Below are 15,262 nucleotides of genomic sequence, written 5' to 3'. Positions count from 1 at the left end.
CGGCTCAGCCGCGCTTCATGAGTCGGCCGACGGCCGCCATCATCTCGGTGGCCATCTCGTCGGCCCGGCCCTCGGCCGCCCCCTCGTGCATGCAGTGCCGGGCGTGCCCGTCGAGCAGGCCCAGCGCCACCTTGTCGAGCGCGGCCTGGATCGCGGAGATCTGGGTGAGCACGTCGATGCAGTAACGGTCGTCGTCGACCATCTTCTCGATGCCCCGGACCTGCCCCTCGACGCGGCGGAGCCGCGCGAGCAGCTGGTCCTTGCTGGCGGTGTAGCCGCGGATCGGCGTGGGTGCGGTCATGGCGACGAGGATAGCGTACCCCTGGGGGGTATGGTAACGTCCCTCGTGTCCGATACCCCCACCGGGTACCGGTACATGACTGGCCATGAGTGTGCCTCGACCTTACCCCTGGGGGGTATAGGCTGGCAGGCGACGAAGGGAGAGATTCGATGGTCGACACGACGTTCCAGGTGCGGGGCATGACCTGCGGGCACTGCGTCAGCGCGGTCAGCGCCGAGGTGGGCGCCATCGCCGGGGTGCGCGACGTGCAGGTGGATCTCGCCACCGGCCGGGTCACCGTCACCAGCGAGCAGCCCGTGGACGCGGAGTCCGTCCGGGCGGCGGTCGACGAGGCCGGTTACGACCTCGTCGAGGCGTGAGCGGGAGGCCCGGGGTGAACACGGTGACCAAAATGGGCGGGTTCGCCCTCGGGCTCGCGGCGGTCTTCGGCGCGGCGTACGGGATCGGCCGGGTGGTCGACCCGGCCGCCCCGGTCGCCGAGAGTCGGCACGACGGAAGCGCCGCCCACAGCTCGGGCCCCACCGCGCACGACGAGGTGACCGACCGGATTCCCGGCGGCCTGCTCGTCTCCGACCGTGGCTACACCCTCGTTCCGGTCGCCGCCCCGGCCGGTGAGTTCGCCTTCCGGATCGGCGGGCCGGACGGCCGCCCGGTGACCGGGTACGACGTGGCACACGACAAGCGGATGCACCTGATCGTCGCCCGGCGGGACCTGTCCGGCTTCCGCCACGTGCACCCCGACCTCGCACCGGACGGCACCTGGCGGGTCGACACCCCGCTGGACGGCCCCGGGCAGTGGCGGGCGTTCGCCGACTTCACGCCGACCGGGGGCGAGGCGCTGACCCTCGGGGTGGACGTGACAGTCCCCGGTGAGCTGACCGAGCGGCCGCTGCCCGCCCCGGCCACCAGCACCACGGTCGACGGCTACACCGTCACCCTGGCCGGCGTGCCGCAGCCCGGCCGCACCTCGTCACTCACCCTGAGCGTCAGCCGCGACGGACGACCGGTGACCGATCTGGAGCCCTACCTGGGGGCGTACGGGCACCTGGTGGCGCTGCGCCGGGGCGATCTCGCGTACCTGCACGTACACCCGGACGGTACACCCGGCGACGGGCGTACCCGCCCCGGTCCGGAGGTCACCTTCCTCGCCGAGGTGCCCTCGGCCGGCAGCTACCGGCTCTACCTCGACTTCCGGCACGGCGGGCGGGTGCACACCGCCGAGTTCACCGTCGTCGCCGGCACCGCCACGACCGGGGGCGACCCCACTCCGAGCGGGCCGGCGCCGACCGAGCACGGCACCCCCGGCCACGGGCACAACTGACGGGATCGGACGATGACCACCACCAGCAGCAGACCACTGCCCGAGGCGCCGAACCGGATCGAGCTGGCCATCGGGGGAATGACCTGCGCCGCCTGTGCCGCCCGGATCGAGAAGAAGCTGAACCGGATGGACGGGGTGAGCGCCACCGTCAACTACGCCACCGAGAAGGCCACCGTCCGGTACGTCGACAGCGTCACCCCGGACGACCTGATCGACACGGTGCAGAAGACCGGCTACACGGCGGCCCTGCCGGCTCCGCCGACGACCGAGCAGCCGGTCGACCCGCTGCGGGGTCCGCGTACCCGTCTGTGGGTGTCGGCGGTGCTCAGCGTGCCGGTGGTCCTGCTGGCCATGGTGCCGCCCTGGCAGTTCGACTACTGGCAGTGGCTCTCGCTGACCCTCGCCGCCCCGGTGGTGGTCTGGGGCGGGCTGCCGTTCCACCGGGCCGCGTGGACCAACCTGCGGCACGGCGCCGCGAGCATGGACACCCTGGTCTCGCTGGGCACCCTGGCCGCGTTCGGCTGGTCGCTCTGGGCGCTCTTTCTGGGCGATGCCGGGATGCCCGGGATGACGCATCCCTTCCGCTTTGACATCACCCGCACCGACGGCGCCGGCAACATCTACCTGGAGGCGGCCGCCGGGGTGACGGTGTTCATCCTGGCCGGCCGCTACTTCGAGGCCCGATCCAAGCGGACCGCCGGGGCGGCCCTGCGCGCCCTTCTCGAACTCGGCGCCCGGGACGTGGCGGTGCTGCGCGACGGGGTGGAGACCCGGATCCCGGTGGACCGGCTCGTCGTCGGTGACCGGTTCGTGGTCCGCCCCGGCGAGAAGATCGCCACCGACGGGGTCGTCGACGAGGGCACGTCCGCCGTCGACGCCAGCATGCTGACCGGCGAGTCGGTGCCGGTCGAGGTCGGCCCGGGCGACGGCGTGGTCGGAGCCACGATCAACGCGGGCGGCCGGCTGGTCGTCACCGCCACCCGGGTCGGCGCGGACACCCAGCTCGCCCGGATGGCCGACCTCGTCGAGCAGGCGCAGAGCGGCAAGGCGGCCGTGCAGCGGCTGGCCGACCGGATCTCCGGCGTCTTCGTGCCGATCGTCATCACCCTCGCGGTGGGCACGCTCGGCTGGTGGCTCGGCACCGGCGCCGGTCCGACCACCGCGTTCACCGCCGCCGTCGCCGTGCTGATCATCGCCTGCCCGTGTGCCCTCGGCCTGGCCACTCCGACCGCGCTGCTGGTCGGCACCGGCCGCGGCGCCCAGCTCGGCGTGCTGATCAAGGGACCGGAGGTGCTGGAGTCCACCCGTCGCGTCGACACCGTCGTGCTGGACAAGACCGGAACCGTGACGACCGGCCGGATGACCCTGGTGGACGTCGTGCCGGCGAGCGGCGAGGACCGCGCCGAGCTGCTCCGGCTCGCCGGGGCCGTGGAGGCCGCCTCCGAGCACCCGATCGCCCGGGCCGTCGCCGCGGGCGCCGCCGAGGCCGGAGCGCTGCCCCCGGTGACCGGCTTCGTCAACCTCGAAGGGTTGGGCGTCACCGGCACGGTCGACGGTCGGACCATGCTGGTCGGCCGGCTCCGGCTGCTGGGCGAGCGTGGTGTCGACGTACCGCCGGAGGTCGATCTGGCCGTGCAGGACGCGGAGGCCGCCGGGCGTACGGCGATCGTCGCCGGCTGGGACGGACGGGCGCGGGGCGTGCTCGCGGTCGCCGACGTGGTCCGGCCGACCAGCCGGACGGCCGTGGCCCGGCTGCGCGCCCTGGGGCTCAACCCGGTCCTGCTGACCGGGGACAACCCCACCGTGGCCGGGGCGGTCGCCGCCGAGGTGGGCATCGACGAGGTGATCGCCGAGGTGCTGCCCGCCGGCAAGGTCGACGTCGTCCGGCGGCTCCAGGCGCAGGGGCGGTCGGTGGCGATGGTCGGCGACGGGGTGAACGACGCGCCGGCGTTGGCCCAGGCCGATCTGGGGCTGGCGATGGGCACCGGCACCGACGTGGCGATCGAGGCGTCCGATCTCACGCTCGTCCGCGGCGACCTGGATGCGGCGGTGGACGCCATCCGGCTGTCCCGGCGCACGCTCGGGATCATCCGGGGCAACCTGTTCTGGGCCTTCGGCTACAACGTGGCGGCCCTGCCGCTGGCCGCCGCCGGCCTGCTCAACCCGATGATCGCCGGTGCCACCATGGCGCTGTCCTCGGTCTTCGTGGTGGCCAACAGCCTGCGCCTGCGCCGGTTCCGTTCGGCCGTCGATCGCGGAATGTGACGGCGGTGATGGTTGGGCGGCGGACTGCGGGGGTACTGCTGAGGTCGTAGCGACGCTCGCAATGGAGGTTGGCACATGGGTATCGATGACAAGATCAACAACGCCAGCGAGGACGCGGCCGGCAAGCTCAAGGAAGGCGCCGGTCGGGCCACCGACAACGAGCAGCTCGAGGCCGAGGGGCGCGCAGACCAGTCCACGGCCAAGCTCAAGCAGGCGGGCGAGAAGATCAAGGACGCTTTCAAGAGCTGACGTACGACGTAACCCGCACGCCGGGCCGGTGATCATTCACCGGCCCGGCGTGCTGTGTGTCCGGGGCCGTGAACCCTGAGATCCCCCTGATTCCGCCGTCGACCGCACCGCCGCGCGGCCACACCTGCTAACTTCTGTTGGCATGTGCAAGGGCTGGTTATGAGTGCCGCTCCACCGCCGACCGGCGACGACCTGGTCCGGGTGCTGGCCACCCTGGCCAACCCGCACCGACTGCGGGTCGTCGCCGCGCTGGCGCGTGAACGTGCCTATGTCAGCGGGCTGGCCCGGCAACTGGGCATCAGCCGAGCGCTGTTGCAGGTCCACCTGAGAAAGCTGGCGGCGGCCGGGCTGGTCACCGCCCGCCTGGAGTTGTCGGAGGACGGGAAGGCCATGAACTACTACGAGGTGGAGCCGTTCGCGCTCACACTCACCCCCCAGATCATCGCGGCGGCGGTCGAGACGCTTACCGTGCCCGACTCGACCGAGCAGCCCGGAGCGGACCGATGAGCGAACACGACTGGACCGAGGTGGTCGGCGCGCTCGGCGTCTTCGCCCTGCTGATCAGCGTGTTCACCGTGAGCGTGGTGCAGCTCGGCAAGACCCGGCGTGCCCGGCTCGAAGCGGCCCGGGCGGACGACTACCGCCGGCTCGCCGAGACGGCAGCCCAGGCCCAGGCCGAGAACACCCGCCTGCTCGCGGCGTTGGACGGCCGGCTGGGCGGGATGGAGACCCGGATGGCCACGCTCGAACGCGTCCTGCGCGAGGTCGACTGACCTCGTTGGACGAAGGCCCCGGGCCGTCGAGCGGCCACTCGACGGCCCGGGTGGAAGCAGCATCACCTCGCCCAGGGGGCGAGTTTCACCGGTAACGCTCCTTCGGGAAGAGGACAGCACCCCATGCCGCACGTACGCAAATCCGCCCTCGGCTGGGCGGTGGCCCTGGCCCTCACGACCGCCGGCCTGACCCCGCCGACCCCGGCCGCGGCGCGACCTGCCATCGACTGGCAGCCCTGCCCCACGGATGCCACCGCCGACTGCGGCACCCTGTCGCTGCCTGTCGACTGGAACCAGCCCGGGGGTGAGCGCTTCGACCTGGCGTTGGCCCGTCGGGTCGCCACCGACCCGGCCGCCCGTACGGGCGCGCTGGTCTTCGGTCCCGGTGGACCCGGCGACAGCGGGGTCGACCGGGTGGTGACCGGGAGTTCCCGGTTCAGCGCCGAGCTGCGCCGCCGGTTCGACGTCGTCAGCTTCGACCCGCGCGGCACCGGCCGCAGCCACCCGGTGATCTGCGCCCGGGAGCTGCTCGCCCGGCAACCGCAGCTGATCGCCGACCAGGCCCAGTTCGACGCCACGCTGGCCGACAACGCGCTGCTGCGCGCCGACTGTCGGGCGCGCACCGGGCCGCTCTACGACCACGTCGACACGACAAGCGCCGCCCGCGACCTCGATGCCGTCCGCGCCGCGCTCGGCGAACGGCGGCTGACGTTCCACGGCAGCTCGTACGGCACAGTGCTCGGTGAGCGCTACGCGGAGCTGTTCCCCGAGAAGGTCCGGGCCGTGGTGCTGGAGGCCGCCATGGACCACAGCCTCGGCACCCGAGCCTTCCTGGACACCCAGGCGGTCACGGCGGAGGACGCATTCGACGAGTTCGTCGCCTGGTGCGACAGGTCCGCCGACTGCGTCCTGCACGGTCGGGACGTCCGCGCGATCTGGGCTGGACTGCACGACCGGGCCCAGCGTGGTCTGCTGACCGACCCGGGCCGCGCCGGGGCCGCACTGCAGCCGTTCGAGCTGAGTCGACTCGCCCACAAGCAGCTCTACGACACGTGGCGATGGCCGGGCCTGGCCGAGTGGATCGGGAAGCTCCAGGGCCCCGGGACGCCGAGCGTCAGCGCGCGCACGGTGGATGCCGTGGCGCCGTACCCCTTCGCGGTCTTCTGTCAGGACTGGGACCTGCCGGTCCGCGACTACCGCGAGTACGCCGGACTCGTGCGCCGGGCGGCCCGGCTCGCGCCCGATCTGCGCTACCCGCCGGCGCTGTTCGCACTGGTGACCTGCCTGGGCTCGCCGACTCCGGTGGCCAACCCGCAGCACCGTCTGCGGGTTCACAGCGACGTGCCGTTGCTGCTCGCCGCCACCGTGCACGATCCGGCCAGCGGGTACGCCTGGGCCACCAACGTGGCGCGGCAGTTGGGTCGGCACGGCGTGCTGCTGACGTACGAGGGTTGGGGCCACGGCAGCTACACCACCAGCGGTTGCGTGGGGCGAGCCGTCGACGCCTACCTGATCGACCAGGTGGTGCCCGCCCGGGGCGCCCGCTGCCCGGCCGTCGACGTGGCGAGCTGACCGACACGCCGGTCGCCGCGCGACAGTGCCGCGCGGCGACCGGGCCGTGCCGTGGTCAGCGCAGCACGCGGTACGTCAGGGGCGTGACGGTCGGCCCGCCAGCCGGGCGGCTCTCCGCTCCAGGTAGCGCTGCTCGGGCAGGCTCGTCGTGCCGCGCGCGGCCGTCAGGTACGCCTCCCGCGCCGCGCCCGGCTCCCCGGCCAGCTCCAGCAGGTGCGCCCGTACCGCGGCGAGCCGGTGGTGCCCGGCCATCCGCTCGTCGGCGTCCAGCGGGGTGAGCAGGGCGAGGCCCGCCCGCGGCCCGTCCACCATGGCCACGGCCACCGCCTGGTTGAGCGTGACCATCGGGTTCGGAGCGATCCGGGCCAGCAGCCGGTAGAGCGCCACGATCTGCGGCCAGTCCGTCTCCGCCGCCGTCGGCGCCTCGGCGTGCACCGCCGCGATCGCCGCCTGGAGCTGGTACGGGCCGGGCGGCGACCAGGTCAGCGCCTCGGTGACCAGGGCGACTCCCTCCGCGATGGCGCCAGCGTCCCACCGGGTGCGGTCCTGCTCGGTCAGCGGCACCAACTCGCCGTCCTCGCCCACCCGGGCCGCCCGGTGCGCGTCGGTGAGCAGCATCAGCGCCAGCAGCCCGGTCACCTCACCGTCGTCGGGCAGCAGCCCGTGCAGGACGCGGGCCAGTCGGATCGCCTCGCCGGTCAGCTCGGCCCGTCGCAGGTCCGGTCCGCTGGACGCGGTGTACCCCTCGTTGAAGATCAGGTAGAGCACCCGCAGCACGGTCCGCAGCCGCTCGCCGCGCTCACCCGGCCCGGGCATCAGGAACCGGGCCCCGGCGGCCTCGATCCGCTGCTTGGCCCGCCGGATCCGCTGGCTCATCGTCGCCTCGGGCAGCAGGTGCGCCCGAGCGATCTGGGCGGTGCTGAGGCCGCCGACCGCCCGTAGGGTCAGCGCCACCTGCGCCGAGGGCGCCAGCGCCGGATGGCAGCAGAGGAAGAGCAGGGTGAGGGTGTCGTCCGCGTCGGCCACCGCCGGCTCCGCGTCGGCCGCCGGCGCCACCTGGGCGTACGCCGGCTCGCGCAGCGCCACCGCCACCTCGCGGTTCCGGCGGGCGCTCTCGCTGCGCCACTCGTCGGTGAGCCGGCGGGTGGCCACGGTGAGCAACCACGCGCGGGGGTTGTCCGGTACGCCCTGTCCGGGCCACTGCGTCGCGGCGGCGAGCAACGCCTCCTGGACGGCGTCCTCGCACCTGTCGAACTGGCCGTGCCGGCGGACCAGCAGGCCGAGGACCTGCGGCGCGAGCGTGCGCAGCAGGTCCTCGACCGTCCGGTCGTCGGTCACATCTCCGTCCCTGCCTGCTCCATGACCGGTCGGACCTCCATCGCCCCGCCGAAGCGCACGTCCGGCCAGCGGGCGGCGATCTCGGCGGCCCGCTGCGGGCTGTCGCAGTCGACGGTCAGGTAGCCGGCGAACTGCTCCTTGCTCTCCATGAACGGCCCGTCGACGATCTCCGGGTGACCGCCGGCGAGCCGGACCGTCTGCGTCTGCGACGGGTTGGCCAGCGCCTGGCCGTCGACCAGCTCGCCGCTCTCGGTCAGCTCCTTCATGATCTCGTCCACCTCGCCGAACAGGGCGTTACGGTCCTCTTCGGTCAGCTCCTCGGTGAAGCCGGGCCGGTTCCAGATCAGCAGCATGTACTTCACGGGGATGCTCCTCGCTTGGCTGGTCGCTCCCCGGGCGGGGTGCGGCTCACCGGAGGGTCGGAGCCGAGACCCCGTTCCCTACCGCCTACCGAAGAAAATCGCAGAAAGAGTCTCCGGCGGTGGTCCCACGCCGTGCGGATCAGGGTCGGCCCGGCACCTGTCGAGGCCGCTGGCCGCCGCCGAGGTCGAGCGCGGCCCGGTCGGCGGCCGAGGTGCCGGACGACCAGCCCTCCGCGTCGCGGACGCTGAGCCGGTGTCGGGTGACGCCCGGAAAGAGGGTGCCCAGCCGCTCCTGGACCGCCTCGCCACGGGCGGCGAGCACCGGTAGCAGACGCTCCGGCCCGGCTGTCTCGGCAGCCGCCTGGTCGGCCGCCTCGGTGGCCGCGCGCAGCCGCTCACCGATCCGCAGCGCGAACGCGTTGAGGAAGGACTCGTCCCACACCTTCGTCCGCCGGCCCGACCCCGGCCGGCGCTCGGTGCGCCCGCGCAGCATCGCGGCGGTGGCCTGCACCAGCAGCGAGGTGTAGAGCAGCTCCACCGCCACGAGATCCGCCGGCCACCCCAGCACTGTGGTGAAACCGAGGTCGTCGGACCAGACCGCCTCGCACCGGTTCGCCGCCGCCACCTCCTGCACCAGCAGCGCCTTCGCCCCCGCGTACGGGGTCTCGGTGCCCAGCCGGACCCCGCCCGGCACGTCGCCGGGCTCCGCCCCGGCGGCCAGCAACGCCTCGTCGATGCTGTGCCGGGCGATCAGCTCCTGCGCCTTCCCGGTCAACGCCTCCGCCTCGGCCGGGAAGGTGGTCGACTCGGCCTTCGCGAGCAGCGCGCGTACCCGGTCCAGCATCGGTGACCCGCTGCGGACCGTACCGGCGGTGCGGGGGATCGTCGCCCCGGTCGAGCCGGGCGGCGGGCGTAGCACCGCGATCGGCGGCAGGCTCTCCACCAGCGCGAGCACGTCGACCGCGGCGCGCAGAGCGTCGGCCCGGTCCAGTCCCTCCGCGGCGGTCCAGGCGGCCAGCAGGTCGTGGCCGTCGTCCCGACCCTCGGCGGTCAGCCCGCGTAGCTGGTCGTCCCACCAGTCGGGGACCGGCCCGGCCTGCTCGCGTCGCTGGGCGGCCAGCGCGTCCCGGACCAGCCGGGCCGCCCGTGCGTCGAGCCGCCGCGCGGTGATCCGGTGCACGTCGACCGGCTGCCAGCCGCGTGGCCAGAGCTGCCCGAGGCCACGGACCAGCCGACGCCGCAGGGCCGCGTCCACCGCCGTGGCGCCGTCCGCCGCGCCGGTGCCGACCATCAGCCGGTCCAGCTGCCGTTCGGCCTGTCGTACGTCGGTGCCGCGCACCGCCGCGAGCGCGTCGGCGACGAGTTCGTCCGCGTCCGGCACAGGCACCTCCTTCGGTCTCCGCTGCCGGCGAGGCATCCGGCCGCCCCACCCAATGATCATGCCGGCACGGCTTCGGCGGGCACGACTCGGCCAGTTTGGGGTAGTTCGGGCGTGACCCAGGCGGATGCGAGGTGTCTGGCGGTGATCAAGAGGTTCGCGTCACGACACCGCGATGCCGTGACGCGAACCCACTGATCAACTCTGCGCGGGCGGGGTCGCCAGGGCGGCGGAGAGCCGCCGGAAGAACGCGCGGATGTCGTCCTCGCTGTGGTGCGTCTCGGCCTGGTCGTTCAGCGGGCCCGAGTAGAGCAGCGCCTGCTCCAGCGCGTCCCGCGTCTCGGCCCGGCCACCCGGGTAAAGCCCGGCGGCCACCCCGTCGGCGACCCGTTTCACCACCGAATCGTCGAGCGACCTGTCGAACTGGACCCCGTAGAGGATCCCGTTGACGTGGCCCTTCCAACTGTCCGTACCCATGCTCGTCGACTCCCCTAGAAGATCCGGCCGCCATCCCAGCCCAGAATTGGTACCCCGTTGACGCCGTTGCGCTTGAACTCGGCGTCGAGATTGGCCATGTGGCTGGGGTCGGGCTGGTAATGACCGCTGCGCGCCGTGGCGTACTGGACCCTACCGTCCTTGACGACCAGCTCGCCGGCCGCGGCGACCGGGTTTCCGCCGCCCAGAGTGGAGTGGTGGAAGTCGCCGACCTTCTGGTAGTTGGACGCGTAGAGGTTGCCGTTACGGTCCATCACGAAGATCGCTTGACCGTTCCCGCTGAACACGGTCTGCGCGCTGGAGGTGTCGAACGGCTCGCCGTTGCGCGCGCTGCGCAGCACGCCGTTGCTGTCGAAGAAGACCCGGTGCTGTTCCAGCTCCTCGGGGCTGAGCCGGCGCACGGCCGTCGGGAAGTGCCCTCCGGGCAGATGCTCGTTGCGGTACTTGTCGAGCATCGGCTTGGTGTTGGAGTACCGCGGGGTGGTGTGCGGGCCGGGCACGCCGGGCCGCTTCGGGCCGCCGCGCTTCGCGCCCTTTCGGGTGAAGCGGCGCAGCAGTGTCTTCGCGCGCTTCAACAACTGCGGGATGATCTCCTTGACGACCTTCTCGATGACCTCCTTGATGACCCGCTGGATCGCCATCCGGGCCAGGCCGATCGAGACGGGGATCTGGGCCAGCGAGGCACCGAAGCTGGGCGCCGCCGCCGCCAACGCGATTGCCACCTGAATGACCAGGATCGTCAACTGGACGATCACGATGATCTTCTGCGTCAGGGTGATGATGGCCATCACCAGCAACGCCATGCCGATCAGCTCGGCGGCCTGCGCGCCGTCCTCGATGCGGCGCGGCGCACCCTCCTCGTCCTGCCACGCCTGCTCGAACGCCCGGATGTCGTCGCCGCGGTTGGTCGTGCTGACCTGCGCCGCGCCCGCCTGGGCCTCCCCGACCGCCGTCCGCAGCCGGCCGGCGAAGGCGAACCACATCTGGGACGCCTCGAACAGCAACTCCTCGTCGGCGGTCGGCCAGGTGAAACCGACCCAGCCCAGCGCCTCGGCGAGCTCAGGAGGAAGCTGCATACCCACTGGGCAGCTCCATCCTCGTGAAGAGTTCCGCGTTGGCGAGGTCGGTCGCCTCGTGCGCGTCGGCACCGAGGTCGAGGTTCTCGGCGGCCTCCAACAACTGGTCGGCCATCGACCGGTACACGTCGAGCGCATGCGTCAGGACCTCGACGTACACGGCCCCGAAGAGGGAGCCCGCCTCGTCGGCGCCCCAGGGATTACCCGCCCCGTTCACCGTCGACTCGAGGCCGCTGACCGCCTCGCCGAGCTGCTGGCCGGTTGTCGCGATCGACGCGGCGGCGGCGTGCAGAGCGTCGACGTCCACCTGAATTCCGTCGGACATGGCTCAGCGACGATCCATCCGGCGGGTGGCCGCGTCCAGGTCACCGATCATCTGTTGGAAGCCGCGGAACGCCTGCTCGGAGACCCGTTCGAGCTGCTGGGTGAGGGCCGTGCTGTCGACCTGGGCGCCGGCCGTCAGGTCGGCCCGGCGGGCGCGCTCGTCGGCCTGTGCCGCCTGGACCGCCTCCAGGACGTACTCGGCGATCGTGCTCGTGCCGGCCCGGGACAGGCTCGGGTCGATCACCAGCGTCTGCAGGGCGCCGAACGCGGAGACCTCCGCCTCGACGAGACCGTCACCGCCGGTGCCCCGCCCGACCATCTGCTCGGCGTCCGGCACGGGCCCGTCGCCGTCACCCGGCTGCGCCGTGACAGCACCTGTTGCCTGGCTCAGCAGGCGCATCGCCTCTTCGAGCGAGCTGCTCAGGCCGGACGGATCAATCCCGCTCGCCATGCTCGTCCCCCCACGTCCGCAGTCCACCGTCGGTGCACGACCGTATCAATGCGGCACCCGCACGGCTGCCCCGGAAGTCGGTTGTGGATCACTCCCAGGTGGACAGAATGTCCTCGACCGGCGCGACGTCACGTCCCGGATCGGGCGCCGGGGTGGGCGGGCCCGCAGGCGTACGGTCGAAGCGCGGTGCCGGCGCCGGTTGGATCTCGCCGTCCACCTCGACGAACGTCCCCCGGGCCGCGTTGTGCGGGTGCCGGTGCGCCTCACCCGGGGCCAGCACGGGGGCGACGCAGGCGTCCAGGTCGGCGAAGACCGCCGTCCACTCGTCCCGGGTCCGCTCGGCGAACCGTTCGGTGAACCGCCTGCGCAGCTCGTCCCAGCCGCTTGGGTCGTACTGATCGGGCAGTTCCGCCTCGTCGGCCAGGCCGAGGCCCGCCAGCAGTACGGCGTAGAAGGCCGGCTCCAGCGCCCCGACGGCCATGAAGCCGCCGTCGGCGGTGGCGTACGTGTCGTAGAAGGGCGCTCCTCCGTCGAGCAGGTTCCGCCCGCGCGGGGCGGCCCACAGGCCGGTGCCGAGCAGTCCGTGCAGGAACGAGGTGAGCAGCGCCGATCCGTCCACCATGGCCGCGTCGACGACCTGGCCGACGCCAGAGCGTTCCCGTTCCAGCAGTGCGGCCAACACCCCCACGGCCAGCAACATGCCACCGCCGGCGAAGTCGCCGATCAGGTTCAGCGGCGCGTGTGGGCGTGCGTCGGCTCGACCCAGGGGCTCCAACGCCCCGGCGACCGCGATGTAGTCGATGTCGTGGCCGGCCCGAGCAGCCAGCGGGCCGTCCTGGCCCCAGCCGGTCATCCGCGCGTACACCAGCCGGGGGTTGCGGGCCTGGCAGACGTCCGGGCCGAAGCCGAGCCGCTCGGCGACCCCCGGCCGGTACGCCTCGACGAGCACGTCCGCCCGCTCGACGAGGCGCAGCAGGTCGGCCACACCGGCCGGGGACTTCAGGTCCAGCGCGGTGATCCGCCGGCCGCGCTGCAACGGTCCACCGGTCGGCGCGGCGAGGCGTCCGGCTCCCGGGCCGCCCGGTCGGTCGACGCGCACCACGTCCGCCCCGAGGTCGGCGAGCACCATGCAGCCGAACGGGGCCGGCGCGAGGCTGGCCAGCTCGACCACCCGCACCCCGGCCAGCGGCCCGCCGCGTGCCGCCGTCACGCGACGCCAACCGGCGCAGCGAGCCGGTCCGCCAGGTCGGCGGGAGGCGTGAACCGGTCGCCGTACCGTTCGGCCAGCTCGGCGGCGCGGGCCGCGAAGCCGGCCGGGCCGCCCGCGTACTGCCGGACGTAGCGGATCACGCCGCCCGTCCAGGCGGGGAAGCCGATGCCGAAGATCGAGCCGATGTTGGCGTCGGTCTCGGTACGCAGCACCCCCTCGTCGAGGCAGCGCAGCGCGTCCAGCGCCTCGGCGAAGAGCATCCGTTCCTGGAGGTCGGTGAACGGCACCGCCCTGCCGGCGTCGGTGACCAGGTCGGCGAGGCCGGTCCACAACCGGCCTCGAACGCCGTCGTCGTAGGAGTAGAAGCCGCGTCCGGCGGCGCGGCCCGGCCGGTCGTACGCGTCGACCAGCTCGTCGACGAGCCGGTGCGCGGGCAGCGGCAGGTACTCCTCGCTGGCCGCCTCGAACTGGCGGCGGATCCGCTGGATCAGGGTGAGGCTCACCTCGTCGGCCAGCGCGAGGGGCCCGGTCGGGTAGCCGGCCTGCAACGCGGCCTGCTCCACCGAGGCGGCCGGCACGCCGTCGGCGACCATGCCGACCGCCTCGTCGATGAACCGGCCGATGACGCGGCTGGTGAAGAAGCCCCGGCCGTCGTTGACCACGATCGGGGTCTTGCCGATCCGCCGGCCCAGGTCGAACGCGCGGGCCAGGGCCTCGTCACCGGTCTGCGCACCGACCACGATCTCCAGCAGCGGCATCCGGTCCACGGGGGAGAAGAAGTGCATGCCGATGAAGTCGGCCGGCCGGTCCACCCCGGCGGCCAGCTGAGTGATCGGCAGGGTGGAGGTGTTGGAGGCGAGCAGCGCGCCCGGCGCGAGCACCGGCAGCACCTCGGCGAAGACGGCCTTCTTCAGGGCCGGGTCCTCGAAGACCGCCTCGATGACGGCGTCGCAGCCGGCGAGCGCGTCCACCTGGTCGGTGGTGGTGATCCGGTCCAGCACCGCGCGGGCGTCGGCCTCCGTGGCGCGGCCCTTGCGGACCCGGCGGGCCAGCAGTCGTTCGGCGTGCTCCCGGGCCCGCCCCGCGGCTTCCGGCGACACGTCCCGGACCACCACGTCGAGGCCAGCGCTGGCGCAGGCGTACGCGATGCCGGCGCCCATCATGCCGGCGCCGAGCACCGCCACCCGCCGCACCGGCGCAACGTCCACGGACGGTCGGGCGGCGCCGCCGTTGACGGCCTTGAGGTCGAAGAAGAACGCGCCGATCATGTTCTTGGCGACCTGCCCGGTGAGCAGGCCGATCAAATGCCGGGTCTCCACGGTGAACGCGGTGTCCAGGTCGACCTGCGCGCCCTCGACGGCGGTGGCCAGGATCGCCTCGGGTGCGGGCAGCCGGGCGCCCTTGAGCTGCTTGCGCAGGGTGGCCGGGAAGGCGGGCAGCTGCGCGGCCAGCGAACGGCTGGCCGGGGTGCCACCGGGCATCCGGTAGTCCGGCCGGTCCCACGGCTGGGCCGGATGCGGGTTGGCAGCGATCCAGGCCCGCGCGCGATCCAGCATCTCGGCCTCGGTGGCGACGACCTCGTCGACGATCCCGGCGGCCAGGGCGTCAGCCGGGCGCATCCGCCGGCCGGTGAGCAGCACCGTGGTCAGCGCGCCGGCCAGGCCGAGCATCCGTACGGTCCGGGTGACGCCGCCGGCCCCGGGCAGCAGACCCAGGGTCACCTCGGGCAGCCCGAGCCGCGAGTCGGGTGCGTCCAGCGCGATGCGGTGGTGGCAGGCGAGGGCGATCTCCAGGCCGCCGCCGAGCGCGGAGCCGTTGACCGCCGCGACGACCGGTCGGCCCAGCGTCTCCAGTCGACGCAGGTCCCGTTTGATGGTGCCGAGCAGGTCCGCCAGCGCGGGCGCGTCGGCGCGGGTGGCGCGGATCATCTCGGGCAGGTCGCCGCCGGCGAAGAACGTCGACTTCGCGCTGGTCACGATGACACCGGCGAGATCGTGCTCGGCCTCCAGCCGGTCCAGCGCGGCGCTCATCGATGCCGCGTACGCCCGGTTCATGGTGTTGGCGGACTGGTCGGGGTCGTCCAGGGTGAGCGTGACGATGCCGTCGGCGCTGCGGTCGTACCGGATGGTGGTGGTCATTGGTCTTGT

17 protein-coding genes are annotated in these 15,262 nt (G+C 73.2%); 7 read left to right on the top strand and 10 right to left on the bottom strand.

Annotated features, from left to right (window positions below):
* Positions 1-4: 4 nt before the first annotated feature.
* A complete protein-coding gene (locus ACGGAQ_RS03995; RefSeq protein WP_030329541.1) occupies positions 5-301 on the bottom strand; it encodes a metal-sensitive transcriptional regulator in 297 nt (98 codons plus the stop codon).
* A 149-nt stretch (positions 302-450) separates the two neighbouring features.
* Here ACGGAQ_RS03995 and ACGGAQ_RS03990 point away from each other — a divergent pair, with 149 nt between their 5' ends.
* From ACGGAQ_RS03990 to ACGGAQ_RS03960, 7 genes are all read left to right on the top strand, one after another.
* The gene (locus tag ACGGAQ_RS03990) at positions 451-660 is read left to right on the top strand and encodes a copper ion binding protein (RefSeq protein WP_354855548.1); all 210 of its coding nucleotides are present in this window, start codon (positions 451-453) and stop codon (positions 658-660) included.
* 14 nt (positions 661-674) lie between these two features.
* A complete protein-coding gene (locus ACGGAQ_RS03985; protein ID WP_393044377.1) occupies positions 675-1,622 on the top strand; it encodes a hypothetical protein in 948 nt (315 codons plus the stop codon).
* Between the two features lie 12 nt (positions 1,623-1,634).
* The gene (locus tag ACGGAQ_RS03980; protein WP_393044375.1) at positions 1,635-3,887 is read left to right on the top strand and encodes a heavy metal translocating P-type ATPase; all 2,253 of its coding nucleotides are present in this window, start codon (positions 1,635-1,637) and stop codon (positions 3,885-3,887) included.
* Between the two features lie 75 nt (positions 3,888-3,962).
* The gene (locus ACGGAQ_RS03975) at positions 3,963-4,136 is read left to right on the top strand and encodes a CsbD family protein (RefSeq protein WP_139583988.1); all 174 of its coding nucleotides are present in this window, start codon (positions 3,963-3,965) and stop codon (positions 4,134-4,136) included.
* A gap of 159 nt (positions 4,137-4,295) precedes the next feature.
* Entirely contained in the window at positions 4,296-4,643 is a 348-nt protein-coding gene (locus ACGGAQ_RS03970; protein ID WP_393044373.1) for an ArsR/SmtB family transcription factor, read from the top strand.
* Entirely contained in the window at positions 4,640-4,909 is a 270-nt protein-coding gene (locus ACGGAQ_RS03965; RefSeq protein ID WP_393044372.1) for a hypothetical protein, read from the top strand. The genes ACGGAQ_RS03970 and ACGGAQ_RS03965 overlap by 4 nt, the downstream gene beginning before the upstream one ends.
* A 123-nt stretch (positions 4,910-5,032) precedes the next feature.
* Positions 5,033-6,481 (top strand): alpha/beta hydrolase, encoded by a 1,449-nt coding sequence (locus ACGGAQ_RS03960; protein ID WP_393044370.1) that lies wholly within the window; start codon positions 5,033-5,035, stop codon positions 6,479-6,481.
* A 75-nt stretch (positions 6,482-6,556) separates the two neighbouring features.
* Here the strand turns inward: ACGGAQ_RS03960 and ACGGAQ_RS03955 are convergent, their stop codons facing one another.
* The 9 genes from ACGGAQ_RS03955 to ACGGAQ_RS03915 form a co-directional block, all read right to left on the bottom strand.
* Positions 6,557-7,819, bottom strand: a complete 1,263-nt coding sequence (locus tag ACGGAQ_RS03955; protein WP_393044368.1) for an RNA polymerase sigma factor — start codon at positions 7,817-7,819, stop codon at positions 6,557-6,559.
* Positions 7,816-8,172: a YciI family protein gene (locus ACGGAQ_RS03950; RefSeq protein ID WP_393045655.1), complete on the bottom strand. Its 357-nt coding sequence runs from the start codon at positions 8,170-8,172 to the stop codon at positions 7,816-7,818. Before ACGGAQ_RS03950 ends, ACGGAQ_RS03955 begins: the two co-directional genes overlap by 4 nt.
* Before the next feature lie 148 nt (positions 8,173-8,320).
* Positions 8,321-9,562, bottom strand: a complete 1,242-nt coding sequence (locus ACGGAQ_RS03945; RefSeq protein WP_393044366.1) for a DUF2786 domain-containing protein — start codon at positions 9,560-9,562, stop codon at positions 8,321-8,323.
* A gap of 195 nt (positions 9,563-9,757) precedes the next feature.
* The gene (locus ACGGAQ_RS03940; RefSeq protein WP_393044364.1) at positions 9,758-10,036 is read right to left on the bottom strand and encodes a hypothetical protein; all 279 of its coding nucleotides are present in this window, start codon (positions 10,034-10,036) and stop codon (positions 9,758-9,760) included.
* A 14-nt stretch (positions 10,037-10,050) separates the two neighbouring features.
* Positions 10,051-11,136, bottom strand: coding sequence for a hypothetical protein (locus tag ACGGAQ_RS03935; protein ID WP_393044362.1), 1,086 nt, complete (start codon positions 11,134-11,136; stop codon positions 10,051-10,053).
* Entirely contained in the window at positions 11,114-11,455 is a 342-nt protein-coding gene (locus ACGGAQ_RS03930; protein ID WP_354855556.1) for a hypothetical protein, read from the bottom strand. The genes ACGGAQ_RS03935 and ACGGAQ_RS03930 overlap by 23 nt, the downstream gene beginning before the upstream one ends.
* Before the next feature lie 3 nt (positions 11,456-11,458).
* Positions 11,459-11,905, bottom strand: a complete 447-nt coding sequence (locus ACGGAQ_RS03925; protein ID WP_393044360.1) for a YbaB/EbfC family nucleoid-associated protein — start codon at positions 11,903-11,905, stop codon at positions 11,459-11,461.
* An 88-nt stretch (positions 11,906-11,993) separates the two neighbouring features.
* Positions 11,994-13,115, bottom strand: a complete 1,122-nt coding sequence (locus tag ACGGAQ_RS03920; RefSeq protein ID WP_393044358.1) for a CaiB/BaiF CoA transferase family protein — start codon at positions 13,113-13,115, stop codon at positions 11,994-11,996.
* A complete protein-coding gene (locus ACGGAQ_RS03915; protein WP_393044356.1) occupies positions 13,112-15,253 on the bottom strand; it encodes a 3-hydroxyacyl-CoA dehydrogenase NAD-binding domain-containing protein in 2,142 nt (713 codons plus the stop codon). The genes ACGGAQ_RS03920 and ACGGAQ_RS03915 overlap by 4 nt, the downstream gene beginning before the upstream one ends.
* Positions 15,254-15,262 lie beyond the last annotated feature (9 nt).

The organism is Micromonospora sp. NPDC047557 (assembly GCF_043205095.1).
Classification (GTDB): Bacteria; Actinomycetota; Actinomycetes; order Mycobacteriales; family Micromonosporaceae; genus Micromonospora.
The sequence above is the reverse complement of the archived record's forward strand: the minus strand, read 5'-3'. Positions and strand labels throughout refer to the sequence as shown.

Bases quoted from the DNA above. Each gene is read 5' to 3' on its own strand.
- ACGGAQ_RS03915 (WP_393044356.1), bottom strand. From the start codon at position 15,253: ATGACCACCACCATCCGGTACGACCGCAGCGCCGACGGCATCGTCACG.
- ACGGAQ_RS03980 (WP_393044375.1), top strand. From the start codon at position 1,635: ATGACCACCACCAGCAGCAGACCACTGCCCGAGGCGCCGAACCGGATC.
- ACGGAQ_RS03960 (WP_393044370.1), top strand. From the start codon at position 5,033: ATGCCGCACGTACGCAAATCCGCCCTCGGCTGGGCGGTGGCCCTGGCC.
- ACGGAQ_RS03950 (WP_393045655.1), bottom strand. From the start codon at position 8,172: ATGCTGCTGATCTGGAACCGGCCCGGCTTCACCGAGGAGCTGACCGAA.
- ACGGAQ_RS03965 (WP_393044372.1), top strand. From the start codon at position 4,640: ATGAGCGAACACGACTGGACCGAGGTGGTCGGCGCGCTCGGCGTCTTC.
- ACGGAQ_RS03930 (WP_354855556.1), bottom strand. From the start codon at position 11,455: ATGTCCGACGGAATTCAGGTGGACGTCGACGCTCTGCACGCCGCCGCC.
- ACGGAQ_RS03925 (WP_393044360.1), bottom strand. From the start codon at position 11,905: ATGGCGAGCGGGATTGATCCGTCCGGCCTGAGCAGCTCGCTCGAAGAG.
- ACGGAQ_RS03990 (WP_354855548.1), top strand. From the start codon at position 451: ATGGTCGACACGACGTTCCAGGTGCGGGGCATGACCTGCGGGCACTGC.
- ACGGAQ_RS03940 (WP_393044364.1), bottom strand. From the start codon at position 10,036: ATGGGTACGGACAGTTGGAAGGGCCACGTCAACGGGATCCTCTACGGG.
- ACGGAQ_RS03995 (WP_030329541.1), bottom strand. From the start codon at position 301: ATGACCGCACCCACGCCGATCCGCGGCTACACCGCCAGCAAGGACCAG.
- ACGGAQ_RS03970 (WP_393044373.1), top strand. From the start codon at position 4,296: ATGAGTGCCGCTCCACCGCCGACCGGCGACGACCTGGTCCGGGTGCTG.
- ACGGAQ_RS03975 (WP_139583988.1), top strand. From the start codon at position 3,963: ATGGGTATCGATGACAAGATCAACAACGCCAGCGAGGACGCGGCCGGC.